The sequence below is a fragment of the Streptomyces sp. NPDC046557 genome (assembly GCF_040645975.1).
Classification (GTDB): Bacteria; Actinomycetota; Actinomycetes; order Streptomycetales; family Streptomycetaceae; genus Streptomyces.
In genome coordinates this window covers 162,915-189,844 of record NZ_JBEYZH010000009.1, presented here as the reverse complement: position 1 = coordinate 189,844, position 26,930 = coordinate 162,915, and the positions used below count along the sequence as shown (strand labels likewise).

General features: G+C 70.3%; 28 protein-coding genes. 7 read left to right on the top strand and 21 right to left on the bottom strand.

Annotation, left to right across the window (positions count from 1 at the left end; genetic code table 11):
• The first annotated feature begins 66 nt into the window (after nt 1-66).
• Nucleotides 67-1,185 (top strand): TDT family transporter, encoded by a 1,119-nt coding sequence (locus tag ABZ934_RS18900; RefSeq protein ID WP_361314249.1) that lies wholly within the window; start codon nt 67-69, stop codon nt 1,183-1,185.
• Here ABZ934_RS18900 and ABZ934_RS18895 read toward each other — a convergent pair.
• Nucleotides 1,182-1,910 carry a helical backbone metal receptor gene (locus tag ABZ934_RS18895; RefSeq protein ID WP_361314362.1) on the bottom strand — a complete coding sequence of 243 codons (729 nt, stop codon included), beginning with the start codon at nt 1,908-1,910 and terminating at the stop codon, nt 1,182-1,184. The two genes, ABZ934_RS18900 and ABZ934_RS18895, sit on opposite strands and share 4 nt — an antisense overlap.
• On the bottom strand, nt 1,907-2,455 hold the full coding sequence (locus tag ABZ934_RS18890) for an XRE family transcriptional regulator (protein WP_361314360.1): 549 nt from the start codon (nt 2,453-2,455) through the stop codon (nt 1,907-1,909). Before ABZ934_RS18890 ends, ABZ934_RS18895 begins: the two co-directional genes overlap by 4 nt.
• A gap of 279 nt (nt 2,456-2,734) precedes the next feature.
• Between ABZ934_RS18890 and ABZ934_RS18885 the strand changes: the two genes are divergently transcribed.
• The 4 genes from ABZ934_RS18885 to ABZ934_RS18870 all read left to right on the top strand — a co-directional run bounded on the left by ABZ934_RS18885 (nt 2,735) and on the right by ABZ934_RS18870 (nt 6,024).
• The gene (locus ABZ934_RS18885; protein ID WP_361314358.1) at nt 2,735-3,640 is read left to right on the top strand and encodes a 5'-3' exonuclease; all 906 of its coding nucleotides are present in this window, start codon (nt 2,735-2,737) and stop codon (nt 3,638-3,640) included.
• A 49-nt stretch (nt 3,641-3,689) separates the two neighbouring features.
• The gene (locus tag ABZ934_RS18880) at nt 3,690-4,526 is read left to right on the top strand and encodes a siderophore-interacting protein (RefSeq protein ID WP_361314246.1); all 837 of its coding nucleotides are present in this window, start codon (nt 3,690-3,692) and stop codon (nt 4,524-4,526) included.
• Between the two features lie 187 nt (nt 4,527-4,713).
• A complete protein-coding gene (locus ABZ934_RS18875) occupies nt 4,714-5,031 on the top strand; it encodes a hypothetical protein (protein ID WP_361314244.1) in 318 nt (105 codons plus the stop codon).
• A 30-nt stretch (nt 5,032-5,061) separates the two neighbouring features.
• Nucleotides 5,062-6,024, top strand: coding sequence for a pseudouridine synthase (locus ABZ934_RS18870; protein WP_361314241.1), 963 nt, complete (start codon nt 5,062-5,064; stop codon nt 6,022-6,024).
• A gap of 31 nt (nt 6,025-6,055) precedes the next feature.
• On the opposite strand, the gene ABZ934_RS18865 is transcribed toward ABZ934_RS18870, so the two are convergent.
• The 12 genes from ABZ934_RS18865 to ABZ934_RS18810 form a co-directional block, all read right to left on the bottom strand.
• Nucleotides 6,056-6,712: a helix-turn-helix domain-containing protein gene (locus ABZ934_RS18865; RefSeq protein WP_361314238.1), complete on the bottom strand. Its 657-nt coding sequence runs from the start codon at nt 6,710-6,712 to the stop codon at nt 6,056-6,058.
• A gap of 90 nt (nt 6,713-6,802) precedes the next feature.
• Entirely contained in the window at nt 6,803-9,655 is a 2,853-nt protein-coding gene (locus ABZ934_RS18860) for a DEAD/DEAH box helicase (protein WP_361314234.1), read from the bottom strand.
• A gap of 122 nt (nt 9,656-9,777) precedes the next feature.
• A complete protein-coding gene (tatC, locus tag ABZ934_RS18855; protein WP_361314231.1) occupies nt 9,778-10,734 on the bottom strand; it encodes a twin-arginine translocase subunit TatC in 957 nt (318 codons plus the stop codon).
• A 56-nt stretch (nt 10,735-10,790) separates the two neighbouring features.
• Nucleotides 10,791-11,084: a Sec-independent protein translocase subunit TatA gene (gene tatA, locus ABZ934_RS18850; RefSeq protein WP_361314229.1), complete on the bottom strand. Its 294-nt coding sequence runs from the start codon at nt 11,082-11,084 to the stop codon at nt 10,791-10,793.
• A gap of 208 nt (nt 11,085-11,292) precedes the next feature.
• Nucleotides 11,293-11,514, bottom strand: a complete 222-nt coding sequence (locus tag ABZ934_RS18845) for a hypothetical protein (RefSeq protein WP_361314227.1) — start codon at nt 11,512-11,514, stop codon at nt 11,293-11,295.
• Between the two features lie 26 nt (nt 11,515-11,540).
• Complete coding sequence (locus tag ABZ934_RS18840) at nt 11,541-11,774, bottom strand: hypothetical protein (RefSeq protein WP_361314224.1); 234 nt, start codon at nt 11,772-11,774, stop codon at nt 11,541-11,543.
• An 8-nt stretch (nt 11,775-11,782) separates the two neighbouring features.
• Nucleotides 11,783-12,751 carry a WYL domain-containing protein gene (locus tag ABZ934_RS18835; RefSeq protein WP_136211111.1) on the bottom strand — a complete coding sequence of 323 codons (969 nt, stop codon included), beginning with the start codon at nt 12,749-12,751 and terminating at the stop codon, nt 11,783-11,785.
• Nucleotides 12,752-12,838: 87 nt separating this feature from the next.
• Nucleotides 12,839-13,795, bottom strand: a complete 957-nt coding sequence (locus ABZ934_RS18830) for a WYL domain-containing protein (protein ID WP_361314222.1) — start codon at nt 13,793-13,795, stop codon at nt 12,839-12,841.
• Nucleotides 13,796-13,934: 139 nt separating this feature from the next.
• Nucleotides 13,935-14,330, bottom strand: coding sequence for an FKBP-type peptidyl-prolyl cis-trans isomerase (locus ABZ934_RS18825; protein WP_361314219.1), 396 nt, complete (start codon nt 14,328-14,330; stop codon nt 13,935-13,937).
• A gap of 54 nt (nt 14,331-14,384) precedes the next feature.
• Nucleotides 14,385-15,326 (bottom strand): FKBP-type peptidyl-prolyl cis-trans isomerase, encoded by a 942-nt coding sequence (locus ABZ934_RS18820; protein WP_361314218.1) that lies wholly within the window; start codon nt 15,324-15,326, stop codon nt 14,385-14,387.
• Nucleotides 15,327-15,458: 132 nt separating this feature from the next.
• Nucleotides 15,459-16,820 carry a Pup--protein ligase gene (gene pafA / locus ABZ934_RS18815; RefSeq protein ID WP_136211119.1) on the bottom strand — a complete coding sequence of 454 codons (1,362 nt, stop codon included), beginning with the start codon at nt 16,818-16,820 and terminating at the stop codon, nt 15,459-15,461.
• A 58-nt stretch (nt 16,821-16,878) separates the two neighbouring features.
• The gene (locus ABZ934_RS18810) at nt 16,879-18,165 is read right to left on the bottom strand and encodes an MFS transporter (protein ID WP_361314216.1); all 1,287 of its coding nucleotides are present in this window, start codon (nt 18,163-18,165) and stop codon (nt 16,879-16,881) included.
• A gap of 146 nt (nt 18,166-18,311) precedes the next feature.
• On the opposite strand from ABZ934_RS18810, the gene ABZ934_RS18805 reads away from it, so the two are divergent.
• Nucleotides 18,312-19,313: a LacI family DNA-binding transcriptional regulator gene (locus ABZ934_RS18805; RefSeq protein ID WP_361314213.1), complete on the top strand. Its 1,002-nt coding sequence runs from the start codon at nt 18,312-18,314 to the stop codon at nt 19,311-19,313.
• A gap of 55 nt (nt 19,314-19,368) precedes the next feature.
• On the opposite strand, the gene prcA is transcribed toward ABZ934_RS18805, so the two are convergent.
• From prcA to arc, 6 genes are all read right to left on the bottom strand, one after another.
• Nucleotides 19,369-20,133: a proteasome subunit alpha gene (gene prcA, locus ABZ934_RS18800; RefSeq protein ID WP_136211123.1), complete on the bottom strand. Its 765-nt coding sequence runs from the start codon at nt 20,131-20,133 to the stop codon at nt 19,369-19,371.
• Between the two features lie 45 nt (nt 20,134-20,178).
• On the bottom strand, nt 20,179-21,018 hold the full coding sequence (gene prcB, locus ABZ934_RS18795) for a proteasome subunit beta (protein ID WP_361314210.1): 840 nt from the start codon (nt 21,016-21,018) through the stop codon (nt 20,179-20,181).
• Nucleotides 20,970-21,203: an endonuclease VII domain-containing protein gene (locus ABZ934_RS18790; RefSeq protein ID WP_361314355.1), complete on the bottom strand. Its 234-nt coding sequence runs from the start codon at nt 21,201-21,203 to the stop codon at nt 20,970-20,972. The genes prcB and ABZ934_RS18790 overlap by 49 nt, the downstream gene beginning before the upstream one ends.
• A gap of 400 nt (nt 21,204-21,603) precedes the next feature.
• Nucleotides 21,604-21,816, bottom strand: coding sequence for a ubiquitin-like protein Pup (locus tag ABZ934_RS18785; protein WP_361314353.1), 213 nt, complete (start codon nt 21,814-21,816; stop codon nt 21,604-21,606).
• Nucleotides 21,817-22,020: 204 nt separating this feature from the next.
• Nucleotides 22,021-23,532, bottom strand: a complete 1,512-nt coding sequence (dop, locus tag ABZ934_RS18780) for a depupylase/deamidase Dop (RefSeq protein ID WP_361314208.1) — start codon at nt 23,530-23,532, stop codon at nt 22,021-22,023.
• Between the two features lie 251 nt (nt 23,533-23,783).
• On the bottom strand, nt 23,784-25,550 hold the full coding sequence (arc, locus tag ABZ934_RS18775; RefSeq protein ID WP_361314205.1) for a proteasome ATPase: 1,767 nt from the start codon (nt 25,548-25,550) through the stop codon (nt 23,784-23,786).
• A gap of 264 nt (nt 25,551-25,814) precedes the next feature.
• Here arc and ABZ934_RS18770 point away from each other — a divergent pair, with 264 nt between their 5' ends.
• Nucleotides 25,815-26,144 (top strand): ferredoxin, encoded by a 330-nt coding sequence (locus ABZ934_RS18770; protein WP_361314202.1) that lies wholly within the window; start codon nt 25,815-25,817, stop codon nt 26,142-26,144.
• A 4-nt stretch (nt 26,145-26,148) separates the two neighbouring features.
• Here ABZ934_RS18770 and ABZ934_RS18765 read toward each other — a convergent pair whose 3' ends face one another.
• Nucleotides 26,149-26,754 (bottom strand): hypothetical protein, encoded by a 606-nt coding sequence (locus tag ABZ934_RS18765; protein WP_361314199.1) that lies wholly within the window; start codon nt 26,752-26,754, stop codon nt 26,149-26,151.
• Nucleotides 26,755-26,930 lie beyond the last annotated feature (176 nt).

The window sequence follows — 26,930 nt, the reverse complement described above, 5'->3', positions numbered from 1 at the left end:
GCAGTTTATGCCCTCATACGAAACCTCCCTCTGCCGCCGGGCGCGCCCGGACGCGACGCTGGGTCCATGGCCACCACCCTCGTGCGACCCCGCACCACCACCGCACCCGCGCCCCGGGCCCACAAGGCACCCGCGCTCCGGAACCTCGGGCCCAACTGGTACGCCTCCGTGATGGGCACGGCGATCGTCGCCAACGCGGGCGCCACCCTCCCCCTCCAGCTCCCGGGCCGGCTCGTGGCCTGCCGGCTCGTCTGGGCGCTGTCCGCCGCGGCCCTCGCCGTCCTGCTGGCCGCCCGCGCCGGGCACTGGCTGCACCACCGCGACCAGGCGCACGCCCACCTCCTCGACCCCGCCGTCGCACCCTTCTACGGCTGTCTGGCCATGGCCCTGCTGGCCGTCGGCGGCGGCACCCTGATCGTCGGCAAGGACGTCATCGGCACCCCCGCGGCCGTCGCCGCCGACGCCGTGCTCTACACCGCCGGGACCGCGATCGGCCTGCTGATGGCCGTACTGATCCCGTACCTGATGGTGGTGCGGCACAAGGTCGAGCCCGCGCAGGCCACCCCCGTATGGCTGCTGCCCCTGGTCTCCCCCATGGTCTCCGCCGCCCTCGGCCCCCTGCTCATCCCCCACCTGCCCGCCGGCCAGGCCCGCGAAGGGATGCTGCTGGCCTGCTACGCCCTGTTCGGCGTCAGTCTGCTGGCCACCCTGCTGATGCTGCCCCTGGTCTTCGGCCGCCTGATCGTGAGCGGGCCGCTGCCCCTGGCACTGACACCCACCCTGTTCCTGGTCCTCGGCCCCCTCGGCCAGTCGACCACCGCCGTGAACCAGCTCGCCGACATGGCCCCCCGGTCGATCGGCGCCCCCTACGCGGACGCGTTCGGCGCCTTCGCGGTGGTGTACGGGGTGCCCGTGATGGGATTCGCCCTGCTGTGGCTGGCCCTCGCCGCCGCGATGCTGGTCCGGGCCGCCCGGGGCGGCATGGGGTTCGCGATGACCTGGTGGGCGCTGACCTTCCCCGTCGGCACCTGTGTCACCGGAGCCACCGGCCTGGCCCACCACACCGGCCTCGCCGCCTTCTCCTGGCTGGCCTGCGCCCTGTACCTCACCCTGCTCGCCACCTGGCTCCTGGCTGCCGGCCACACCCTGCGCGGCCTGTTCGCCGGTCGGCTGCCGCCCCGCTAACGGGCGGCCCGCAGGGCCCGCGCCAGCACCGCCGGAGCCTCCCGCAGCGAGGGCCCGTACCAGGTCAGGTGCCGGCCGCTGACGAGCGCGGCCGGCAAGCCCGGGAACGCCTCGGGGCCATCCCCGGCGGTGAACCGGTACGGCTCGTCCGGCAGGACCACCAGGTCGCAGCCGGCCGCCCGCGCCTCGGCCGGGGACACCCGCGGATAGCGCTCGGCATGCCCGGCGAGGACGTTGCGGACACCCAGCCGGGCCAGTACGTCCCCGGCGAAGGTCTCGCGGCCCAACACCATCCACGGCCGCCGCCACACCGGTATCACCGCACGCAGCGGGCCCAGGGGTTCCACCGCCGCCCACGCCTTCCCGGCGTCCGTGAGCCAGCCCGGCCGCGCGAGCCCGAGCGCCCCGACCAGCAACCGTTCCAGTTCGCCGAACGCCTGCGGCAGCGAGCGGACCTCGGTGACCAGCAGCGGCACCCCGGCCGCCCGCAGGGCCGCCAGGTCCAGGGCCCGGTTCTCCTCCTCGTTGGCGACGACCAGGTCCGGGCGCAGCCCGATGATCGCCGGCACGTCGGGGTTCTTCGTCCCGCCGACGCGCACCGCTCCGCCCAGGTCTCCTGGATGCGTGCACCAGTCGGTGACCCCGACGAGCCGGCCCGGAGCACTCACCGCCACGGCCTCGGTCAGCGACGGCACCAGCGAGACGATCCGCCGCACGCCGCTCAGTGTTCCGGGGAGGGCGGCTCGGACGTCGCGTGGATGTGCTCCCCGACCGCCACCACCAGGATGCGGGTGTCCTCGCTCACGGCCCGCCAGCGGTGCCGTACCCCACCGGACAGGAACAGCGCGTCGCCGTTCTCCAGCCGGTACGCCCGCCCCTCGGCCTCCACCTGGCAGGCGCCCGCGACCACGTACATCAGCTCGTCGTTGCGGTGCTGGTACTCGCGGCCCGCGTCCTGGTCTCCGCTGAACTCCAGGGCGTGCAGTTGGTGGTGTCCGCGTACGAGGGGACGCACGCCGGGGGCGGGCGTCAGGCCGGAGTCGTCCCCGGCGCGCACGAGGTCCACCGTGCGCGCGGTGTCGGAGGCGGCCAGCAGTTCGACGGCCGTGGTCTCCAGCGCGTCAGCGACCCTTTCCAGGGACCGCATGCTGGGCCGGGCCCGCTCGTTCTCTATCTGGCTCAGGAAGGGGACGGACAGTCCGCTGCGCGCCGAGACGACGGCGAGGGTCAGGTGGAGCGCGCGGCGCCGCTTGCGCACGGCGACGCCCACCCGGAGCGGTTGCTCCTTGGCGTCCTTCTCCTTCTCGTCCCTGCCGTCCGTGCCGATCTTGCCGTCCCTGCCGTCCCTGCCGTCCCTGCCGTCCTTATCGTTCATGTCGGGGCTGCCCTCCCCTAATCCACTCGTCGCACATCGGTGTGCTGTAAGCACCTTACGCAGCAACCGCCCCCGGATTCGCGTTCACGGCAGGACCGACCGCCGCCGGCGGCCGGCGTCGACGGCCGGCGGGGCGGCTGCGGCATCATCGTCAGCGTGACGACACGACGCCTGATGCTCCTGGACACCGCCTCCCTCTACTTCCGCGCGTACTTCGGCGTGCCGGACTCCGTGAAGGCCCCGGACGGCACGCCGGTCAACGCCGTGCGCGGCCTGCTCGACTTCATCGGGCGGCTGGTCCAGGACCACCACCCGGACGACCTCGTGGCCTGCATGGACGCCGACTGGCGGCCCCGGTGGCGAGTGGAGCTCATCCCGTCCTACAAGGCGCACCGAGTGGCCGCGGAGACGGCGAACGGCCCCGACGTCGAGGAGACGCCGGACACCCTGACCCCGCAGGTGCCGATCATCGAGGCGGCACTGGACGCGTTCGGCATCGCCCGGGTGGGCGTCGCCGGGTACGAGGCGGACGATGTCATCGGGACCCTCACCGCCCGGGCCACGGGCCCGGTGGACATCGTCACGGGCGACCGGGACCTGTTCCAGCTGATCGACGACGAACGGCGACGACGGGTCCTGTACCCGCTCAAGGGCGTCGGCTCGCTCCAGGTGACGGACGAGGCATGGCTGCGGGGAAAGTACGGGGTGGACGGCCCCGGCTACGCCGACCTGGCGCTGCTGCGCGGGGACCCGAGCGACGGCCTGCCGGGCGTCCCCGGCATCGGCGAGAAGACTGCGGCGAAGCTGCTGGACGCGTTCGGCGGCCTGGACGGGATCATCGCGGCGATCGACGACCCCGGGTCGAAGCTGACGCCGACCCAGCGCAAGCGGCTGGACGAGTCCCGGCCGTACCTGGCGGTGGCGCCGAAGGTGGTCAAGGTCGCCTCGGACGTCCCGCTGCCCCCCTTCGACCCGGCCCTTCCGGCGGCTCCGGCCAGTCCCGAGATGGTCGAGGCGCTGGCGCGCCGGTGGGGTCTGGGCGGAGCCGTGGCCCGGCTGAGCAGCGCGCTGCGCCACTGAGGTGCTAACTTAGGGGAACCTAAGTTTCTGGGGAGTCAGGGGAGAAGCCGTGGCAGAGGGACGCGCTCGTACAGTCGGCACCGCCGTCGTCGTACGCACCGAGCGGCTCACGCCGCACATGGTGCGCGTGGTGCTGGGCGGTGCCGGCCTGGCCGGCTTCGACGCGGGCGAGTTCACCGACCACTACGTGAAGCTGCTCTTCGCCCCCGAGGGCGTCCGCTACGCGTCGCCCTGGGACCTGGACCGGATCCGCGCCGAGCACCCGCGCGAGGAGTGGCCGCGCCAGCGCGCGTACACGGTGCGCGGTTGGGACCCGGTGCACCGGGAGCTGGCCCTCGACTTCGTGGTACACGGGGACGAGGGGCTGGCCGGCCCGTGGGCCGCCGCCGTCCAGCCGGGCGAGGAGGTACGTTTCCTCGGCCCCGGCGGCGCCTACGCCCCCTCCCCGACCGCGGGCTGGCACCTGCTCGCGGGCGACGAGAGCGCGCTGCCGGCGATCGGCGCGGCGATGGAGCGGATGCCGACGGGCGCGGTGGTGCACGCGTTCGTGGAGATCGACGGCCCCGCCGACGAGCAGAAGATCGCCACCCCGGACGGTGTCGTCCCGGTCTGGCTCCACCGCGGCGACCGCCCGATCGGCGAGGCGCTGCTGGAGGCGGTCTCGGCGCTGGAGTTCCCCTCCCGCGACGTCCACGCCTTCGTCCACGGCGAGGCGGGCTTCGTCAAGGACCTCCGCCACCACCTCCGCGTCACCCGCGGCATCCCCCGCGAGCGCCTCTCCATCTCGGGCTACTGGCGCCTGGGCCAAACGGACGAAGCCTGGCGCGCGATCAAGCGCGACTGGAACGCCAAGGTCGAAGCCGAACAAGAACCCGCCGCGGCCTGACGGGCCAACCCAACCCCGCCGGACAAACCCAATCCCGCCGGCGTTTGAGGCGCGGGGTCCGGGGCGGAGCACCGAAAACCCGGCGCAGCCGGGGCCGCGCAGCGCAGCGGCGCCGCATCCGCACACCGCCCCGCGGCGCCGCCCCGGCCCACAGGCGGAGTCACCCGCCCGGCGGGACACTGACCCCATGCGTACCCTCCACGCACTCGCCACCGCCGGGGCCGGGGCCGCCCTCCTCGCCGCGGCGACCGCCACCGCGCCCGCCCCACCCCCGACCCCCCACCCCCTCCTCACCGACGCCGCCGTCGACAAGGCCGTCGCCCGCCTCGACGCCACCGACCTCCTCGAAGACCTCGGCTACGACCAGACATACGTCCTGGACCACCTGCGCCTGGAGACCCGGGGTGAGAACGCCGTCGGCCGCACGGGCGCCGTCTTCGCCGACGGCACGCTGCGCATCGAGTACCTGGACACCACCCACCTGGGGACCTTCACCCGACAGTAGCCGCGCCCGCAGGGCCTACGCTGGACCCCGATGAGACGCAGATCCTCCATCCCGCCCGCACCCCTGCCCCAGCGGGCCGGCATCGACCCGGTCCGCCTGCGGCTGCCCCCCGACCCGGACGGGCTGTGGCCCGACCTCGGCGCCTACCTCACCGCCCGCTACGCCGGCACCCGCGGCGCCGAGTCGATGGCGCGGCTGCTGGAGTCGGGCCGGGTCCTCGGCCCCGGCGGACGCGTCCTGCGCCCGCGGGACCCGTACGAGCCGGGCGCATTCCTGTGGTTTCACCGGGACATGCCTGCCGAGCCTGTCGTGCCGTTCCCGATCCGGGTCGTCCACCGCGACGCGCACCTCCTGGTGGTGGACAAGCCGCACTTCCTGGCCACCACCCCGCGCGGCACCCACGTCTTCCAGACCGCCCTGGCGCGGCTGCGCGTCGAACTGGACCTGCCCGCCCTCAGCCCGGCTCACCGCCTCGACCGGATGACCGCCGGACTGGTGATGTTCAGCGTCCGCCCCGAGGACCGCGGCGCCTACCAGTCGCTGTTCGAGCAGCGGAAGGTGTTCAAGGAGTACGAGGCCGTCGCGCGGCACGACCCCGGGGTCCGCCTTCCGCGCACGGTGCGCAGCCACATCGAGAAGGTCCGCGGCGAGATGGCGGCGGTGGAGGTCCCGGGCGCCGCACCCAATGCCGAGAGCGTCGTGGAGCTCGTCGCCACAAGCGGAGCGCTGGGCCGCTACCGGCTGACCCCGCGCACGGGGCGCACCCATCAGCTGCGGGTGCACATGAACGGTTTGGGCCTGCCGATCCTGGGCGACCCCGTCTACCCCGTGGTCGCCGCGGCCGCGGACCCGGCCGACTACCGGCGCCCGCTCCAACTCCTGGCCCGCACGCTCGCGTTCACCGATCCGGTGACCGGGATCGCCCACCGCCTGGAGAGCGGTCTGACCTTGCGGGCCTGGGACGACCTGCCCGGCTGGGAGGCCGGCCCCTGAGCCACACGGGCGCCCACGGGCCCCGAGGGACTCACGCTTTCTCCGTGACCCCGGCGACCCGCAACGCCGCGTCCGCGGCGGCCTCCGCGAAGGCCGCGACCGGTCGCGCCGGGTCGGAACGGTGGATGAGCATGACCCCCTCCACGAGGCCGAAGACGAGGTCGTTGCGCAGGGCCAACCCGGCCTCGTCACCGGCCAGTTCCGCCCCGACCGAGGTGGCGCGCAGCAACTGCCGGTAGGAGTCGCGCAGTTCCCGGCGCATCCGGTGGAACTGGGCGAACCGCGCCCCGCCCACTTCGGGCAAGAGGTAGAGCGCGCCCAGGTTGTACGGGCCTCCGCACAGCAGCAGCACGTCGGAACGGCACAGCTCCCACAGCCGCCGCGCGGCGGGCCGTACGGTATCGGCCACCAGTCGGCGGGCCAGCGTCAGCGAGGGCGCGACCGTGGACTCCAGTAGTTCGGCGAGGAGTTCCTCCTTGCCGCGGAAGTAGTGGTACATCGTCGCCTGGCGCATTCCCGCGCGTTCGGCGACGTTGCGCGTGGTGGTCGCCGCGTACCCGTGCACCGTGAACAACTCGGCCGCCGCGCAGAGGAGTTCCTCGCGCGGCGGCCGGTCGCCGTGCCGTCTCGCCTGGTCGGCGCGTGGCCGACCGACCCGTCTCGGCCCTTCGTCCGTTGCCCCACTCATGTGCCGATCGTCGCACAGGACACGTCGGATCGATCATGGCAAGAGATGAGATCCGGCCTCCCCGCCTCTCGGAGGAAGACCCAAATCCGCTTAGCCGACGGAGCTGTAGGCCACCACACCGCGCAGCAGGGCGTCCACGGCCTTCCGGGCATTTCGCGCCACCGTGCTGCCGCCCTGGGACGACGGCGGCGCGGACGACGACGGCGCCGCCGCCGCGATCTGCCCGAGCACGTCGATGACCTGCTTGCACCAGCGCACGAAGTCGCCCGCGGGCATCTCCGCTTCGCGCAGCACCTCGTCCAGGCTCTTGCCGGACGCCCACTGGTAGGCGGCCCACGCGAAGCCGAGGTCCGGCTCGCGCTGGCCCACGCCCTCCGCCTGGTTGATGCGGTGCTCCTCCTCCAGCGCGTCGAGCCGACCCCAGATCCGGACCATCTCGCCCAGAGCCGCCTTCGCCGCGCCGCCCGGCACCTTGGGCGCCACCGCGTCGTCGGACTGGCGCGCCTCGAACACCAAAGCCGAGACGCAGGCGGCCAGTTCGGCCGGACCCAGGCCCTCCCAGACGCCCTCGCGCAGGCACTCGGACGCCAGCAGGTCCAGCTCCCCGTACAGCCGGGCGAGCCGCTTGCCGTGCACGGTGACCTCGTCCTCGCGCAGGTAGTCCAGCTCGGTCAGCAGGGCGTGGATCCGGTCGAAGGTGCGGGCGATGGTGTTCGTCCGCCCCTCGATGCGCCGCTCCAGTTGCACGGTGTCCCGCTTGAGCCGGTGGTAGCGCTCCCCCCAACGGGCGTGGTCCTCGCGCTCGTCACAGCCGTGGCAGGGGTGCGCCCGCAGCTCGGCGCGCAGCCGGGCGATCTCGCGGTCGTCGGCGGCGGCGGCCCGGCCGCGCCCGCGCCGTTCGGGGACTATGTGCCCGGCCTTGGCCCGCAGCGCCGACGCCAGGTCCCGACGGGACTGCGGCGAGCGCGGGTTGAAGGTCTTCGGGATCCGCATCCGGTCGATCGCCTCCACCGGGACCGGGAAGTCGATCGCCGCGAGCCGCTTGACCTGCCGTTCCACGGTGAGCACCAGCGGGCGCGGCCCCTCGGTGTACTCGTATCCGCGGTGCCCGTTGGAGCGCCCGGCCGGCATGCCCGGGTCCAGGACGAGGGCTAGCCCGGCGAACTTGCCGGTCGGCACGTGGATGACATCGCCCGGCTTGAGCTTCTCCAGCGAGTCGGCCGCCTGCACGCGGCGCTGCGCCGCGCCCTGCTTGGCCAGCTCCGTCTCGCGGTCCTTGAGGTCGCGGCGCAGCCGCGCGTACTCCTCGAAGTCGCCGAGGTGGCAGGTCATGCCCTCCCGGTAGCCGTCCAGGCCCTCCTCGTTGCGCTGCACCTGCCGGGAGATCCCGACGACCGAGCGGTCGGCCTGGAACTGCGCGAAAGAGGTCTCCAGCAGCTCGCGCGAACGGTGGCGCCCGAACTGCTGCACCAGGTTCACGGCCATGTTGTAGGAGGGTTTGAAGCTGGAGCGCAGCGGATAGGTCCGGGTGCCCGCGAGCCCGGCGAGCGCCACCGGGTCCATGCCGCGCTGCCACAGCACCACCGCGTGGCCCTCGACGTCGATGCCGCGCCGCCCGGCCCGGCCGGTGAGCTGCGTGTACTCGCCGGGGGTGATGTCGGCGTGCTGCTCGCCGTTCCACTTGACGAGCTTCTCCAGGATCACCGTGCGCGCGGGCATGTTGATGCCGAGCGCGAGGGTCTCGGTGGCGAAGACGGCCTTGACCAGGCCGCGGACGAACAGCTCCTCCACGACCTCCTTGAAGGTCGGCAGCATCCCGGCGTGGTGCGCGGCGATGCCCCGCTCCAGCCCTTCGAGCCATTCGTAGTACCCGAGGACGTGGAGGTCCTCGGTGGGGATGGACGCGGTCCGTTCCTCGACGATCTCCCGGACCCGCAGTCGGGCGCTGTCGTCGTTGAGCCGCAACCCGGCGTACAGGCACTGCTGGACGGCAGCCTCGCAGCCGGCGCGGCTGAAGATGAAGTTGATGGCGGGGAGGAGGTCCTCGTTGTCGAGGCGGGCGATGACCTCGGGCCGGCTGGGGGTCCAGATCCGGCCGCGGGAACGCCGCTCGCGCTCGCGGTCGGCCTCGCGGACCATCTTGCCGCGCCGCCGCTCCTTCGGGTTGTAGGTGCGGCTGTTCTCCTCCCGCGCCAGGCGCAGCAGGTCGGGGTTGACCTCGCGGCGGGCGGAGCCGCGGCCGCCGTGGTCGGACTCCTCCTCGAAGAGGTCGTAGACCTTGCGGCCGGCCATGACGTGCTGCCACAGCGGTACGGGCCGCTCCTCGGAGACGATCACCTCGGTGTCCCCGCGCACGGTGTCGAGCCAGTCGCCGAACTCCTCGGCGTTGGAGACGGTGGCGGAGAGCGAAACCAGCGTCACCGACTCCGGGAGGTGGATGATCACCTCTTCCCAGACGGCGCCGCGGAACCGGTCGGAGAGGTAGTGCACCTCGTCCATGACCACGTAGCCGAGGCCGAGGAGGGACCGGGAGCCCGCGTAGAGCATGTTGCGGAGCACCTCGGTGGTCATCACGACCACCGGCGCCTCGGAGTTGACGCTGTTGTCGCCGGTCAGCAGGCCGACCTTCTCGGCGCCGTAGCGCTTGACGAGGTCGGCGTACTTCTGGTTCGACAGCGCCTTGATCGGCGTGGTGTAGAAGCACTTGCGGCCCTGCCGCAGGGCGAGGTGCACGGCGAACTCGCCGACGATCGTCTTGCCGGAACCGGTCGGGGCGGCGACGAGGACGCCCTTGCCCGCCTCCAGGGCCCGGCATGCCTCGACCTGGTACGGATCCAGGCCGAATTCGTACATCTCGCGGAAGGGAGCCAGGGCGGTGGCCTCTTCGGCGGCGCGGATCCGGGCAGCGGCGTACCGCTGCGCGGGTGAGAGTTCTTCGGTCATCTTGTCTTCGAGCCTACCCGCCGCCTGTGACAACAGTCGGATCTTTACCGGGAGCCTGATGACCTGCGCGACGACCGGCGCGACGAACCGGCCCGGCGGCCGGGACCGCCGGGTCGGGACCCTCAGGTCACGTCGTCGTAGCCGTTGATCCGTTCACGCCCGCCGTCGTCCTGAGCCGGCAGGGCCGAGGGTGCCGGGGCCGACTCCACCGCGCCGATCGGCGCGGGCGTCAGGTCCAGGGCGGACGCCTCGTCGTCGTCGAGGTCGGCGTCGGGGTTGCGGCGCTTGCGCCTTCGGTCGTTGATCAGGCACAGGCCGAGCGCGATGAAGTACAGGGCGATGATCGGGGCCGCCAGCGACATCATCGTGAGCGGGTCACCCGTGGGCGTCGCGAACGCCGCGAAGATCGTGATGCCGAGCACCATGATCCGCCACCAGCTCGCCAGCCGCTTGGCGGTGAGCACACCGGTGAAGTTCAGCAGGATCAGCAGCAGCGGCAGCTCGAAGGCGAGACCGAACACGACGACCATGCGCGTGACCAGGTCGAGGTAGTCGTCGACCGGCAGCAGGTTGCGCGCGTTGTCCGGCGTGAACTCCAGCAGGATCATCGCGGTCTGCGGGAGGATCTTGTACGCGAGGACGGCGCCGGCGGCGAACAGCGGCGCTCCGGCCCCGACGAAGCCGATGGCGTACTTCTTCTCGTGGCTGTGCAGACCGGGGGCGACGAAGGCCCACAGCTGGTAGAGCCACACCGGAGCGGAGAGCACCACGCCGGCGGTGAGCGAGACCTTCAGGGCGATCGAGAACGGCGCGATGAGGCCGTTCACGGTCATGTCGGCGCAGGGACGGCCGTTGCGCTGCGAGACCACCCCGTTGGTGCAGCCCACGGAGTCCAACATCGGCTTGAGCATGAAGTCGATGAGGTCCTTGTAGAAGAAGGCCGCCACCACGGTGATCACGAGGATCGCCAGGACCGACTTCATCAAGCGGTTTCTCAGCTCACGCAGGTGCTCGACAAGGGGCATCCGCCCTTCGGCGTCCTTGTTCGCTTGACCCTGCTTGCGGGCAGACTTGAGCAACCCACGTCCCTTGTCTCGTTGCAGATGACTGGCGTGACCGGTAAGGCCGCAGGCGATCAGCCCTGCGTGGTGCGGTTCGGCTCGCCGACCGGACGGGCGCTGGTCACGTCACCGGGCGACGCCTGGATCGTGCGCGGCGCGACCGGCTGCTGCGGGGCCTGGTCGGCGACGGGGGCGGCGGCGGCATCCTCGGCCAGGCCGTCCTGCTTCATCGCCTTGGCCTCGCTCTTGAGAATGCGGGCCGACTTGCCAAGGGAACGCGCCATGTCGGGGAGCTTCTTCGCACCGAACAGCAGGAAGATCACGGCGATGATCAGGAGGAGTTCAAGAGGCTTCAGGTTGCCGATCATGGGCTGACTTCCTTCTCACCGAAACGGCTGGTTGGGGTGGCGGGCGGTCCGGGCCGAAGATCCCGTCACCGCTCCTGCATGGATCGTAACCCCCGGGGGTTAACGCCAGGCAATCACCCGGGCTCCTCCCCGCCTCCTCGGCGGGACGGGCCCGAGTCCGGTCAGGGGATGGTACGACCCCGTACGCCAGGTTTCTACGAGGGTACGCCTACCGGCTCGCGGCCCGGCCGGCCCGGGCCAGGTCCGACGCGGCCCGCTCCAGATCACCGGCGGCCCGCTCCAGGTCGCCCGCGGCCCCGGTGACCCGGCGGCTCGCCTCGGCCACCTGCGCCGACAGCCGCCGCACCGCCAGGAAGACCCGCACGGCCGGCACCGCCAGCACGACGAGACCGAGGAAACCCAGGGCAATCGCGAACATCGGCCACATCATGGGAGGAGCCTAGCGCCGACACCGCCTCAGACGCTGCGCAGGGTGCTCACACCGCCGCCCGTCAGCAGCTCCACTATCCGTTCCCCGGCGGGCTTGCGCACCTGCGCCCCGCACTGGGGGCAGGTGAACGAGTAGAAGGTGCTGCGGCGGCTGCCGCCGATCGCCAGGCGCAGGGCGCCCGCCGCGAGCTCGAAACGCCCCCGGCACTGCGGACACCCCGCCTTGAAGGTGACCGGAGTGCCCCCCGATGATGACGGCATCGCTCCCCCTAGCCCTGTTCCCCGTATCCCGCGAGTGCCGCTCGTGCGGCGCTGCGCGCGCTCTCCGCCAGCTCCGGAGGCGACACGATCCGCCCCTCCCGGCCCAGCCGCAGCGCGAGCCGACGCAGCGACGCCGGGTCCGGGCTGCGCAGCGTGATCCGCAGACCGCCCCCGGCCAGCTCCTCGGCGCTGTCGTGCGGGTAGTACTCGGCGACCCAGCGCCCGCCGGGACCGACCTCGACCACGACCTCCGGGTCCTCGGCGGCCGGCTGCACCAGCCCCTCGGACAGGTCGCGCGGCTCGATCGCGGGCGGCTCGGCCCGCTCGTCCAGCAGCCGGATCTCCGCGACCCGGTCCAGCCGGAAGGTGCGCCGGGCCTCGGAGAGGTGGCACCACCCCTCCATGTACGTGTGGCCCACCGCGAACAGCCGGATCGGGTCGACCTTCCGCTCGGTCAGCTCGTCCCGCGCCGGCGAGTAGTAGCGCAGCCACAGCCTGCGGCGCTCCGCGATGGCCCGGTCGACGTCCGCGAAGACCCCGCCCTCCGACTCGAACGTCACCGACAGGCGGGAGCTCGCGCCCGCCGCCTCGCCGGCGGCCGCCTCCAGCTTCGCGGTGGCCCGCAGCAGGGCGTCGCGGTCGCTCTCGCGCAGCCCGGGCAAGGTCGCCACCGCGCGGGCGGCGACCAGCAGCGCGGTCGCCTCGTCGGCGGCCAACCGCAACGGCTCCGCCGTCGACTCCCCCGACGCGTCGGGATTGCGCCACCAGATGCGCTCCCCGTCGGTGTCGATGTCGAGCAGGTCACCGCCCCGGAAGCTCGTCCCGCACATGGGCAGCACGTCGAGGTCCGAGATCAGCTCGTCCTCGGTGATCCCGAAGGCGCGCGCGACGTCCGCGACGTGCGCCCCGGGGCGTTCGCGCAGATACGTCACCAAGGACAGCATCCGGCGGGTCTGGTCAATGGCGTTCGCAGCCATGCTGGTACGTCTCCCCCTCAGGGCGTGCGTTCATGACATCCGAGCGGTACGGATTTCCCCGGCGCGGCCGCTCCCCGCCGCGGCCGGTCAGCCGAGCGCGACGGCGCGCAGCCGGTCCATCACGTCGGCCCGCAGATCGGCGGGCTCCACCACCACCACGTCCGGGCCGAACTCCACGAGCCAGGCGTCCAGGCCGTGCCCGTACGGGATCTCCAGCTCGTCCCAGCCGTCGTCGCCCTCCTTGACGGAGCCGGCCTTGGCCCGCAGCGGGTACCCGGACCCGGCCCGCAGCCGGATCCTCGCGGTGCGGTCCGCGCTCTCCCCGGCCCAGCTCGCCACGGTCTCCCGCACCGTCACCACGTCCGGTACCGGCGCGGTGTACCTGCCCGCCCGCGAGCGGACCTTGCCGGTGATCCGCGACAGCCGGAACACCCGCTCCGCCTCCCGGTCGCGGTCGAAACCGGCCAGGTACCAGTGACCTCGCCAGCACTCCAGCGCCCACGGCTCGACCTGCCGGGTCTCGGGGTGGGCGGCGGTTGACTTGCGGTAGTCGAACACCACCGGCCGCCGGTCCCGACAGGCCAGCATCAACGGCTCGAAGGCCGCCTCGTGGACCGGGATGCGCGGCTCGATCGCGCTGTGCTGGCCCTCGTACGGGTCGCCGGCCTCCGGCATCCCGCCCGCGCGCAGCTTCTGCAGCGCCCCGCTGGCGGCGCCCGCCAGCCGGGCCTGCTGCCACACCTTGGCCGCCAGCCCCAGGGCGGCGGCCTCCTCGGCGTCCAGCGAGACGGGTGGCAGCCGGTTGCTGTCCCGGCGGGCCAGGTAGCCGGTCTCGCCCTCCAGGTTCTCCACCGTCTCGATCACCAGACCGAGCTCCCGCAGGTCGTCCTTGTCCCGCTCGAACATGCGGTTGAAGGACTCGTCGTTCCCCGCTTCCAGGTACGCCTCGATGGAACCCCGCAGCTCACGCTTGCTCAGCGGCCTACGGGTCCCCAGCAGACACAACGCCAGGTTCATCAGCCGCTCGGCCTTGGCAATCGCCATCGACGCCCTTCCGCCCTTCCCCACGTACACCCGCCGGCGTACAGACCCGTGACCGTTGACCGTACCGCCCCGAAGGGCCCCGGCAAAAGCGAGGGCCCCCGCCTCACGGCGGGGGCCCACAGCTGTGACGCGAGGTCGATCAGGCGGCCATCAGGTCACAGACGAAGATCAGCGTCTCGCCCGGGGCGATCACGCCGCCGCCCGCGCCACGGTCACCGTACGCGAGGTCAGCGGGGATCGTGATCTTGCGACGGCCGCCGACCTTCATGCCCTGGACACCCTGGTCCCAGCCCTTGATGACCTGGCCGACCCCCAGTTGGAAGTCCAGCGGCGCGCCGCGGTTCCAGGAGGCGTCGAACTCCTCGCCGGTCGAGAACGCCACACCCACGTAGTGGACCTTGACGAACGCGCCGACCTTGGCCTCGGCGCCGTCGCCCACCCAGATGTCCTCGACCACGAGGTCGGTCGGGGCGGGGCCCTCGGGGAAGTCGATCTCGGGCTTCTCGAGCTTGTCGCTCACGGAACTGCTCCTCATACGAACCAACAGGGGGCGCCTCCCGGCCGCGGCCGGGGGAAACCGGAACCAGTGTTACATCACCGAGAGGATGTCGAGGCTGAACACCAGGGTCGAATTGGCCGGGATCGTCCCCTGCTCCTTGTCACCGAACGCCTGGTCCGGCGGGATCACCAGCAGAATGCGGCTGCCCGCCTTCTTGCCCAGGATGCCGTCCTTGAGACCCTTGACCGACAGATCCGACAGCGGCCACGTCACCACCGTGTCGGTGGCGTAGGTGCTCTCGAAGGTCTTGTCGTCCTTCCAGGTCTTGCCGTTGAACTTCACGATGACCGTGTCGGTGTCCTTCACGACGGGGCCGTCGCCCTCCAGGACGTAGTTCGACACCAGCTTCGTCGGCACGGCACCGTCCTTCGGGACGGTCACGGAGACTTCCTTGCCGTCCGTGTTCGTACCGACCTTCGGCAGGTCCTTGTCGTCCTGCGCCACTTCCTTGCCCGTCGCGGACACCGGGACGCTAGCGCCCTTGACGATGTCCACCACGAACACGAGCGTGGCGTTCGGCTTGATCTTGTCGCCCGAACCCTGCGCCCCGTAACCCAGGTCCGGCGGGATCACCAGCTCGACCCGGCTGCCGACCTTCTGACCTTGCAGACCCTGGTCCCAGCCCTTGATGACCTGGCCCGCGCCGAGCGTCACATCGAAGGTCTTGCCCTTGCTGAAGCTCTCGTCGAAGGGCTCCTTGCCGTCCCACACCTGGCCGTAGTAATTGACCTGGGCGACGTCCTTGGCCTTCAACACCGGGCCCTTGCCCTCGCTGACGACCACCACCTTCAATTGCTTCGGCGGGTCACCCTTCCCCTTCGACAGGGTCGGCTTCTCCCCGAACGCGGCGCCCTTCGTGATCGCGGGCACCCCGTTCTTCATCTGGGCGGAATCGGAGCCGCTGTCGTCACCGCAGGCTGCCGTCGTCAGCAGCAGAAGGGGTACGACCAGCAGGCCGGCAAGTCGGCGCACGTGTTCCTCAGATCTCAGACGGCAACGCGGTCGCCCGCCACTCTAAGGCGTGGACGGGGCCCCGTACGAGACGCGTACGGGGCCCCGGCCAAGATCAGCGAGATGTCACACTTTGCCGCCATCCACCGGCAGCTACATACCGGCGATCAGCTTCTCCACCCGATCGTCCACCGAACGGAACGGGTCCTTGCACAGCACCGTGCGCTGAGCCTGGTCGTTCAACTTCAGGTGCACCCAGTCGACGGTGAAATCCCGCCGCTGCTCCTGCGCCCGACGGATGAAATCGCCGCGCAAGCGCGCCCTCGTCGTCTGCGGGGGCACCGACTTGCCCTCGAAGATCTTGAGGTCGTTGCAGATCCGAGCCGCCTGCCCCTTGCGCTCCAGCAGGTAGTACAACCCGCGCCGACGGTGGATGTCGTGGTACGCGAGGTCTATCTGCGCGACCCGCGGATTGGACATCGTCATGTTGTGCTTGCCCCGGTACCGCTCGATCAGCTGGTACTTCATGACCCAGTCGATCTCGGTCCCGATCCGGTCCAGGTCCTCCGCCTCGATCGCGTCGAGGGTACGACCCCACAGCTCCAGCACCTGCTCCACGACACCCGTACGGATCCCCCGCCGCTCGGCGAAGTCCAGGGCCTTGTCGTAGTACTCGCGCTGGATCTCCAGGGCCGACGCCTCACGTCCACTGGCCAGGCGCACCTTGCGCTGACCGGTGATGTCGTGGCTGACCTCACGGATCGCCCGGATCGGGTTCTCCAAGGTCAGGTCCCGCATCACGGTCCCCGCTTCGATCATCCGCAGCACCAGGTCCGTGGCACCCACCTTGAGCAGCATGGTCGTCTCGGACATGTTCGAGTCCCCGACGATCACGTGCAGCCGGCGGTAGCGCTCCGCGTCCGCGTGCGGCTCGTCCCGCGTGTTGATGATCGGCCGCGACCGGGTCGTGGCGGAGCTGACGCCCTCCCAGATGTGCTCCGCGCGCTGACTCACGCAGTAGACCGCGCCCCGAGGCGTCTGCAGGACCTTGCCCGCACCACAGATCAGCTGGCGCGTGACGAGGAACGGAATCAGGATGTCCGCCAAGCGGGAGAATTCACCGTGCCGAGCCACCAGGTAGTTCTCGTGGCAGCCGTACGAATTGCCCGCCGAGTCGGTGTTGTTCTTGAAGAGGTAGACATCGCCCGCGATCCCCTCCTCGTGCAGGCGACGTTCGGCATCGACGAGCAAACCTTCGAGAATGCGCTCGCCGGCCTTGTCGTGAGTGACCAGTTCGGTCAGGTTGTCGCATTCGGGAGTTGCATATTCCGGATGCGAACCCACGTCGAGGTACAGGCGGGCGCCGTTCCGCAGGAAGACATTGCTGCTGCGGCCCCATGACACAACACGGCGGAAGAGGTAGCGCGCCACTTCGTCAGGTGACAGTCGGCGCTGTCCCCTGAACGTGCACGTGACGCCGTACTCGTTCTCCAGCCCGAAAATGCGGCGGTCCATGACTGAACATTACGCCTTCTGCCCTCTTCTGAAACCGGGTTCGAGAGCGGGGTTCCGATCAGTTTCCCGCGAAGGGCTCCGACACGCCGTCCGCACGAGCCGCGCCGGCCTGCCCCGGCACCCGTCCCGCACCCTCCACGACGGACCCCGCCACCGCCCGACCCCGCCCCGCCGAAGCCAACACCCGCTGAGTGGCCATCAGCACCAGCAACGCCGCGCCACCCGCCACGCTCGCCACAGCGAAACCCGCCGCCGTACCACCCAGTTCCACCGCCGGCCCCGCCGCCGCCGTCCCGATCGCCGCCCCCACCCCGAAGAAGGTCACCAACCACGAGAACGCCTCCGTCACCGTCCCCTCCGGAGCGTGCCGGTCCACCACGATGAACGCACACGCGATCGCCGGCGCCAGGAACACCCCCGCCAACGCCGTCAGCGCCGTCATGGCCACCGCCCCCGGCACCCACATCAACGGCAGGTAACACACCGCCAGCAACGCCACCAACAGCCGCAGCCGCCGCTCCGGCGCCCCCGTCCACTGCCGGGCCCCGTACAGCACCCCGCCGACCAGCGCCCCCAACCCCAGAGCCGCCATCAACCGGCCGTACACCGCCTGGCCACCATGACCGTCCGCGTACGCCACACCCGCCACCGTGATCGACCCCAACGCCGTACCCACGAAGAAGAACGCCCCCAGCAGCGCCAACAGACCCCGCGACCGCAACGCGCCGAGCCAATGCGCCTCGCGCGGAGCCGAACGCCACGCCCGCGAAGGCTCCGACACCACCACCGACAGGGCGCCCAGCACTCCGATCGCGTTCAGCAGCACCAAGGCCACCGCCGGATCCCACAGCGACACGAACAACGTCACCAGCAGCGGACCGACCGTGAACATCACCTCCTGGGCCACCGCGTCCATCGCGTACGCCGCATGGACCCGCTCCTCCTTGCCCCCCAGCACCGACGGCCAGAGCGCCCGCAGGCCCCCCTCCAGCGGCGGCGTGAACAACCCCGCCACCACCACCGCCGCATACGCCGCCGCCACCGACCCCGTCCCCACGAACGCCAACCACACCATCCCCAGCGCCGACACCACCGCCGCCGGCAACTGCACCCGCGGCTGCCCGTACACGTCCACCGCCCGACCCAGCAACGGCTGCCCCACCGCGTTCGCCACCCCGTACACGGCCGCCAACGCCCCCGCCAGGCTGTAACCGCCCCCCTCCGACCGCGTGAACAACACGATCGCGATCGGCGCCGTCGCGTTCGGCAACCGCCCTATCAGCGTCCCCACCAGCAGCCTCGCGGCATGCCGGGTTTTGAGCAGCTCCGCATAACCCGCGGCCATGTCCGCCCCTTCCTGCCCGGATCAAGCCGGAGTAATACGTATAACGTGACCCGCCATACGTACCATGGCCACAACCCGCCAGTCCAGACGACCCCACCACCACCCGACCCCACACCCCCCGTGACCTCGGACAACAGGAGCCCAGCGTGACGAGACCCACCAGCCGGGACGTCGCCACCGCCGCCGGGGTCTCCCAAGCCACCGTCTCCCTCGTCCTCGGCGACAAATGGCGCGGCCGCGTCTCCGAACGCACCGCCGCCCTCGTCCGCGAAACCGCCACCCACATCGGCTACCGCCCCAACCTCGCCGCCCGCAACCTCCGCCTCGGCAGCACCCGCACCGCCCTCCTCGTCGTCCCCGCCCTCACCAACGAATTCTTCGCCCGCGTCTACACCGGCGCCGCCCAAGTCGCCGCCGAACACGGCTTCGGCGTCGTCCTCTACCCCTCCCCCGACGGCACCGGCCCCGCCCGCGACCCCTTCGCCTCCGCCCGCGCCGCCCTCGACGGCGTCATCGCCTCCTCCATGGCCGCCGACGCCCTCGACGCCATCGGCGGCAACAGCCTCCCCCTCGTCATGCTCGACAGCGACCCCACCGCCCACACCGCCGCCGCCCACGTCAACCTCGACATGGCCGACGGCATGCGCCAAACCGCCCGACACCTCCTCGCCCTCGGCCACCGCCGCTTCCTCCACCTCGCCTCCGCCGTCGACTCCTGGACCTTCCACATCCGCGCCCGCGCCCTCGCCGACCTCCTCGAAGCCCCCACCGAGCTGCGCACCGTACGCGCCCCCCTCACCGTCACCGGCGCCCGCACCGCACTCGAAGCCGCCCTCACCACCCCCGGCAGCACCCGCCCCACCGCCGTCATCTGCGACGACGACATCCTCGCCGCCGGCGCCTGCAAAGCCGCCCGCCGCCTCGGCCTGCGCGTCCCCGACGACCTCTCCGTCACCGGCTTCGACGACCTCGCCCTCGCCACCGCCGTCGAACCCGAACTCACCACCGTCCGTCTCCCCGCCGAACACGTCGGCCGCCAAGGCATGACCGCACTCCTCGCCGTCCTCGACGGCACCGACTGGTCCGCCCCCGACATCCCCGTCGAGCTCGTCGTCCGCGACTCCTCCGGCCCCGCCCCCCGAGCCTGAACACGACGAAGCCCCGGCCCGCCGCTAACGGCAGACCGGGGCTCCCCCGAGCGCACTACTCCGCGTCGTCCTCAGGACCCTCGTCGTTCGACACCGCGTCGGCCTGCGCCGCCGCCGGCACGTCCGCCTCCAACAAGCGCGCCAACTGCCGACCCCGGATCCGCTTGAACTTCCGCTGCTGCGGCCGCGTACGGTCCAACACCGCGACCTCCAAGCGCTCCGCCGGAATCGACTTGTCCGCACCGTTCGCCTGACTGGACAGCGCCTGCACCGCCAGCTTCAACGCCTCGGACAACGTCATCCCGTCCTGGTGCCGCTGGTCCAGGAACGTACTGATCTGCTCGGCATTGCCACCGACCGCGACCGAACCGTGCTCGTCCACGATCGAACCGTCATGCGGCAACCGATAGATCTGATCCCCAGCGGCCGTCGCACCGACCTCCGCCACCACCAACTCCACCTCGTACGGCTTCTCACCCGCACTGGAGAAAATGGTGCCCAACGTCTGCGCGTACACGTTCGCCAACCCACGCGCCGTCACGTCATCACGGTCATAGGTGTACCCACGCAGATCCGCGTACCGCACACCACCGATCCGCAGGTTCTCGTACTCGTTGTACTTGCCGGCGGCCGCGAAGCCGATCCGGTCATAGATCTCGCTGAACTTGTGCAGCGCACGGGACGGGTTCTCCCCGACGAACACGATGCCGTCGGCATACTGCAACACGACAAGGCTGCGACCGCGGGCGATGCCCTTCCGGGCGTATTCCGCCCGGTCGGCCATGGCCTGCTGGGGTGACACATAGAACGGAGTCGACACCGGCTGTCCGTCCCTTTCTTCCGGTTCCTACGGGGCGACGGATGATCAGAGCAAGGCGGCGCGCGGGCCGTCCGGCTGCTCCAGCCGACGGTTGGTGACCGTACGGGCGATTTCCTGCGACTCGTCGTCGCTCAGCCTGCGGAAACCCTCATCGGTAATGACGGTGACGATGGGATAGATGTGACGGTAGAGGTCCGGCCCACCCGTCGCCGAGTCGTCATCGGCGGCGTCGTACAGCGCCTGCACGACCAGCGTGGTGGCCTGCTCCTCCGTCAGGTCGGGACGGTACAGCTTCTTCATCGAACCCTTGGCGAAGATCGAGCCCGAACCGGTCGCGGCGAAGCCGTGCTCCTCGGAACGGCCGCCGGTCACGTCGTAGGAGAAGATCCGACCCTTCTCCTTGGCCTCGTCGTACCCCGCGAACAGCGGCACGACCGCCAGCCCCTGCATCGCCATCCCCAGGTTGCTCCGGATCATGGTGGACAGCCGATTCGCCTTGCCCTCCAGCGAAAGGGTCGCCCCCTCCACCTTCTCGAAGTGCTCCAGCTCCAGCTGGAACAGCTTCACCATCTCCACGGCGAGACCGGCCGTGCCGGCGATGCCCACCGCGGAGTACTCGTCGGCCGGGAACACCTTCTCGATGTCCCGCTGCGCGATCATGTTCCCCATGGTCGCCCGCCGGTCACCGGCGAGCACGACCCCGCCGGGGAAGGTGGCGGCCACGATGGTCGTCCCGTGCGGCGCCTCGATGACGCCCTCGGGCAGCTTCCGGTTGCCCGGCAGCATCTCGGGCGAGTGCGCCCCCAGGAAGTCCATGAAGGACGAGGACCCCGGCGTCAGGAAGGCTGCCGGTAGACGCCCTGTGCCGCGATTGTTGGCTTCCACGCGTGTCCCTCCAGGTATGAGATGGCCCGACGCAGAGTGTCGGGATCGTCTCCCAACTTGCCGATGGCCGAATTGCAGTTGAAGCACAGTACGCCTCGGACCCTACCCGTCTCGTGACAGTGATCCACATGCACGGCCGGAGCCTTTAGACAGATGCAGCAGAGACCGTCTTGCGCGGCGATCATTTCGTCCCGCTCAGTCTCGGTCATGCCGTACGCGCGCTTGAGGTGGCCCGCACGACCCTGAATGGCCCGGCAAGCCTTGCAGCGGGTGGATAGGCCGTCCGACGCGGATGCGTTTTTGTGCCGTTCACTGTGCGGCTTGACCTCCCCGCACAGCCGGCAGAGCTTCCACCCCACCGGGACCTCCACCTTCTCTTTGACGACCTGCCGATCGCCGCTTGGCGGCGTCGGTAGTGCTGGGCGTCGTAGGCGGCTACGCATTCTCGGCACCGCGACTGGAGGCCGTCTCCGCGTGCGATCTGAGGCGAATCCGCTCAGTGGCACGTCCCGGCTGCAGCCGCGACACCACTTCGTCCCCTTGGACATGTGGCCCAGGCTGGCGGATTCGCCTCAGATTCGAAGGCTATTCGCCGCCTTTTTGTACGAAACTCCGAACGAAATCCTCGGCGTTCTCCTCGAGTACATCGTCAATCTCGTCAAGTACGGAGTCGACGTCGTCGGAGAGCTTCTCCTGGCGCTCCTTGAGGTCGGTCGATTCCTCGACCGCCGCCTCCTCGACCTCCTCGGTCGAGCGCGTCGCCTTCTGCTGTCCGCCGCCGGTGTCCTTGGTCCCCATGTCTACCTCACCCCGCTCGGTTCGCACGCTCACGTCGAGAGATCCCGGACCGGGACCCCTCCCAAGATCAGACCCTATGTCGGACCCTACAAGGAGGGTCCGACATTCGTCCCCGCACTTTCATAACGTCCGGGTGTTCCCATGATTCCCAGACCGGGCCCCTTTCAGGCCCCGCCGGGGGCCCGGAAAGGGGGCGGGCCGGGATCAGCGGCCCGACAGCACCCGTACCAGGTCCTCCGCCGTGCGGCAGCGGTCCAGGAGCTCCTTCACGTGTGCCCGCGTCCCCCGCAGGGGCTCCAGCGTGGGCACGCGCTGGAGGGAGTCGTGGCCCGGGAGGTCGAAGATCACCGAGTCCCAGGAGGCCGCGGCGACGTCGTCCGCGTACTGCTCCAGGCATCGGCCCCGGAAGTAGGCCCGGGTGTCCTCCGGGGGCTTGCCCTCGGCCCGCTCCACCGCCGGCTCCTCCAGCAGCCGCTTCATCTTGCCGCGGGCCACGAGGCGGTTGTAGAGGCCCTTCTCGGGGCGGACGTCGGCGTACTGGAGGTCCACCAGGTGCAGCCGCGCCGCATCCCAGTCGAGTCCGTCGCGCCTGCGGTAGCCCTCCAGCAGCTCCCGTTTCGCGATCCAGTCCAGCTCCCCCGACAGGCTCATGGGATCGGTCTCCAGCCGGCCAAGGACGTCCTCCCACCGAGTGAGGACGTCCTTGGTCTGCTCGTCCGCGTCGGTCCCGAACCGCTCGTCGACGTACTTGCGGGCCAGCTCGAAGTACTCCATCTGCAGTTGCACGGCGGTGAGCGTGCGGCCGCTGCGCAGCGTGATGAGGTGCTGGAGGTCTGGGTCGTGGGAGACCTGGTGGAGGGTGCGTACGGGCTGGTCGACGGCGAGGTCGACGTTGATGAATCCGTCCTCGATCATGGACAGGACCAGGGCGGTCGTGCCCAGTTTCAGGTAGGTGGAGATCTCGGAGAGGTTGGCGTCGCCGATGATCACGTGGAGGCGGCGGTACTTCTCCGCGTCGGAGTGGGGTTCGTCGCGGGTGTTGATGATGGGGCGCTTGAGGGTGGTCTCCAGGCCGACCTCGACTTCGAAGTAGTCGGCGCGCTGGCTGATCTGGAAGCCGTGGTCGCGGCCGTCCTGGCCGATGCCGACGCGTCCGGCGCCGGTGACGACCTGGCGGGAGACGAAGAAGGGGGTCAGGTGTCGCACGATGTCGGAGAAGGGGGTTTCCCGCTTCATCAGGTAGTTCTCGTGCGTGCCGTAGGAAGCGCCCTTGTTGTCCGTGTTGTTCTTGTAGAGGTGGATGGGCTGGGCGCCGGGGAGCTGGGCGGCGCGTTCGGCGGCCTCGGCCATGATCCGTTCGCCGGCTTTGTCCCAGAGGACGGCGTCGAGCGGGTTGGTGATCTCGGGGGAGCTGTATTCGGGGTGCGCGTGGTCGACGTAGAGGCGGGCGCCGTTGGTGAGGATCACGTTGGCGAGGCCGATGTCCTCGTCGGTGAGCTGGCTGTTGTCGGCGGCCTCGCGGGCGAGGTCGAAGCCGCGGGCGTCCCGCAGCGGGTTCTCCTCCTCGAAGTCCCAGCGGGCTCGGCGCGCCCGGTGCATCGCCGCCGCGTAGGCGTTGACGATCTGGGACGAGGTGAGCATGGCATTGGCGTTCGGGTGTCCCGGGACGGAGATCCCGTACTCCGTCTCGATCCCCATTACTCGCCGTACGGTCATGCGGCCCTCCTTGCCCGGCGGCGCTCCCGTTCGGGAGCGGCGCTCAAGTACCGCTGGTGCTCCGATGCGTCGTGTGCGGCGTCCGTCCCCGCACTGCGCGACCTGCGGTACGGAAGAGCCTAGAACCACTCCGCGCTGGTGGGGAGATCATTTCGGTCATTGAATTTGTCCTGCCACCGGCTGGAAAAGCAGTCGGTAAAGCGGTCGGCTGCGGGTGCCCCCGGTGGGGCACCCGCAGCCGCCCCGCTTTGTCAGAGGTACTGACCGGTGTTTGCCACCGTGTCGATGGAGCGGCCGGTGTCCGCGCCTTGCTTTCCGGTGACGAGGGTGCGGATGAATACGATCCGCTCGCCCTTCTTTCCGGAGATTCGGGCCCAGTCGTCCGGGTTGGTGGTGTTGGGCAGGTCCTCGTTCTCCTTGAACTCGTCCACGCAGGCCTGGAGGAGGTGGGCGACCCTCAGGCCCTTCTGGTTGTGTTCGAGGAATGCCTTGATCGCCATCTTCTTGGCCCGGTCCACGATGTTCTGGATCATGGCTCCGGAGTTGAAGTCCTTGAAATAGAGGACTTCCTTGTCGCCGTTGGCGTACGTGACCTCGAGGAAGCGGTTCTCCTCGCTTTCGGCGTACATCTGCTCGACGACGGTCTGGATCATGCTGTGGACGGTGCCGGCGGTGGAGCCCTGGTGTTCGGACAGGTCGTCCGCGTGCAGGGGCAGCGATGCCTTGAGGTACTTGGCGAAGATGTCCTTCGCGGCCTCGGCGTCCGGGCGCTCGATCTTGATCTTCACGTCGAGGCGGCCGGGGCGCAGAATGGCCGGGTCGATCATGTCCTCGCGGTTGGAGGCGCCGATGACGATGACGTTCTCCAGCCCTTCCACGCCGTCGATCTCGGCGAGGAGCTGGGGGACGATGGTGTTCTCCACGTCCGAGCTGACGCCGGATCCGCGGGTGCGGAAGAGGGATTCCATCTCGTCGAAGAAGACGATGACGGGGGTGCCTTCGCTCGCCTTCTCGCGGGCACGTTGGAAGACGAGGCGGATGTGCCGCTCGGTCTCGCCGACGTACTTGTTGAGGAGTTCGGGGCCCTTGATGTTGAGGAAGTAGGACTTGCCGGTGGGGCGGCCGGTGACTTCGGCGACCTTCTTGGCAAGGGAGTTGGCGACGGCCTTGGCGATGAGCGTCTTGCCGCAGCCGGGGGGGCCGTAGAGCAGGATGCCCTTCGGCGGGCGCAGTTCGTGCTCTTTGAAGAGGTCGGGGTAGAGGTAGGGGAGTTCGACGGCGTCGCGGATCAGTTCGATCTGGTCGCCCAGGCCGCCGATCTTGTCGTAGTCGATGTCGGGGACCTCTTCGAGGACGAGGTCTTCGACCTCGCTCTTGGGGACCACTTCGTAGACGTAGCCGGAGCGGGGTTCGAGGAGCAGGGCGTCGCCGGGGCGGATGGTGATGTCCAGGAGCGGCTCGGCGAGCCTCACCACCCGTTCCTCGTCAGTGTGCCCGATGACCAGGGCGCGCTCGCCGTCCTCGAGGATTTCCTTGAGGGTGACGATGTCCCCGGCGCGCTCGAATTCCATGGCCTCGACCACGTTGAGCGCTTCGTTGAGCATGACCTCCTGGCCGCGCCGGAGCTCTTCCGGGTCGACGCTGGGGCTCACGTTCACGCGGAGTTTTCGCCCTCCGGTGAAGATGTCGACGGTGCCGTCCTCGTTGGCTTGCAGGAAGACGCCGAAGCCGGCCGGCGGCTGTGCGAGCCGGTCGACTTCCTCCTTGAGGGCCACGATCTGGTCGCGGGCTTCACGGAGGGTGTTCGCCAGTCGTTCGTTCTGTGCGGAGACGCCGGCCAGATTCGTCTGGAGCTCGACGATCCGCTCTTCGAGAATCCTCGTGTGACGCGGAGAGTCGGCGAGCTTGCGTCGCAGGACGGCGATTTCCTGCTCGAGATAGGCAACCTGGCCGGCGGGGTCCTCGGACCCTCGCCCGGGCCGGATGCCGCGGTTGATGTCGTCGTCGTGGGCTGCCACGGTCCTCACCTCCTCCAAGGGGAGCTGGACGCTTCCTGACCCTACCTGGGCTGGTGGTGATTGAAACCCCTAGATCACAAAGACGGTAGGGGTGTGTCCGATCTTCACCCTTGCGTACTCCCTCTCGCCAAGGAAATACCCACCCAGGAGCATCGGAAAGCAGCCGGTTGTAAGGTCGAAGCGTTCAACACCCGTCACGGCCCGCGCGACTTGTCGCGAGTTGTGACCGGGGTGGATCACTCAGTGCAGGGAACGGCAGGAGATATGACCGTGCAGCAGGAGGCAACGTCCGACCGGGCCGCGGGTGCCGGCGACGCCGAGGCGTCGCTGGAGGTGTGGATCGACCAGGACCTGTGCACCGGCGACGGGATCTGCGTGCAGTACGCCCCGGAGGTGTTCGAGCTGGACATCGATGGTTTGGCGTATGTGAAGAGCGCGGAGGACGAGCTCCTCCAGGCGCCGGGGGCGACGACTCCGGTTCCGCTGACGTTGCTGCGGGACGTGGTCGATTCGGCGAAGGAGTGCCCGGGTGACTGCATTCACGTTCGCCGTGTTTCGGACAGGGTCGAGGTGTACGGCCCTGACGCGGAGTGACGGTTCACACGTTCCCGGGGCGTGGGTCGGTAAGCTCTTGGCGGAATTTTCCGCCGGTCCAGCGCCACTTGGCGAGCTGTTCGACGTCGGGGCTGTAGCGCGGGACCGACGGTGAGGAGTACCCGAGGAGACGTGCTGTCACGGTGCGGTCACTGATGGTGAGGTCGGTGGCGGTCTGTCGTCGGGCGGTTTCGAGCAGGGTGGCGACCACGCGGGGCGGGGCGCCCGGGGTCTTGTCCCGGGTGAGGACGTAGATGGCGTGAGGCGGGGTGCCGGAGCCCGCGTCGCAGCGGACGGCGGCCACGGTTTCGGGGATGCCGTCGCCGTCGAGGTCGCCTTGGGCGGTGGCGGTGACGGCCTGGGGGATGCCCTTGCAGTCCAGCGGGTAGGTGACGGCGTGTGCGTCGGGGGCGGCGGCCGGGGCGGCCGCGGGGGCCGCTGCGGCGGTGGCGGTGACCGAGGCCCCGGTCGCGGGCTCCGGCTGGAGGAGGCCCGCGCCGGCTATGACGGCGGCCATGGCGGTGGCCGTGGCGACCCAGTGGATGGGTCTGGCGTCACCGTGGGCCAGGGTGTCCAGTGCGAGGGCCGGCTCGGTGGGGCTGTGCAGCACGCGGGGTGTCTCCTGTGCGAAGGGTGACGCGGTGCCAGCATCGTGCCACACCTCACACCGGGGTGGAACGGGTGGGTCCGGCCGGGTGTCGGCGGCGTCCGGTCCTGTCGACCCCGTCAACGAAAAGGCGCTGTGGCGCAGTTCCCGTTTCGGTGGGGGAACTGCGCCACAGCGCT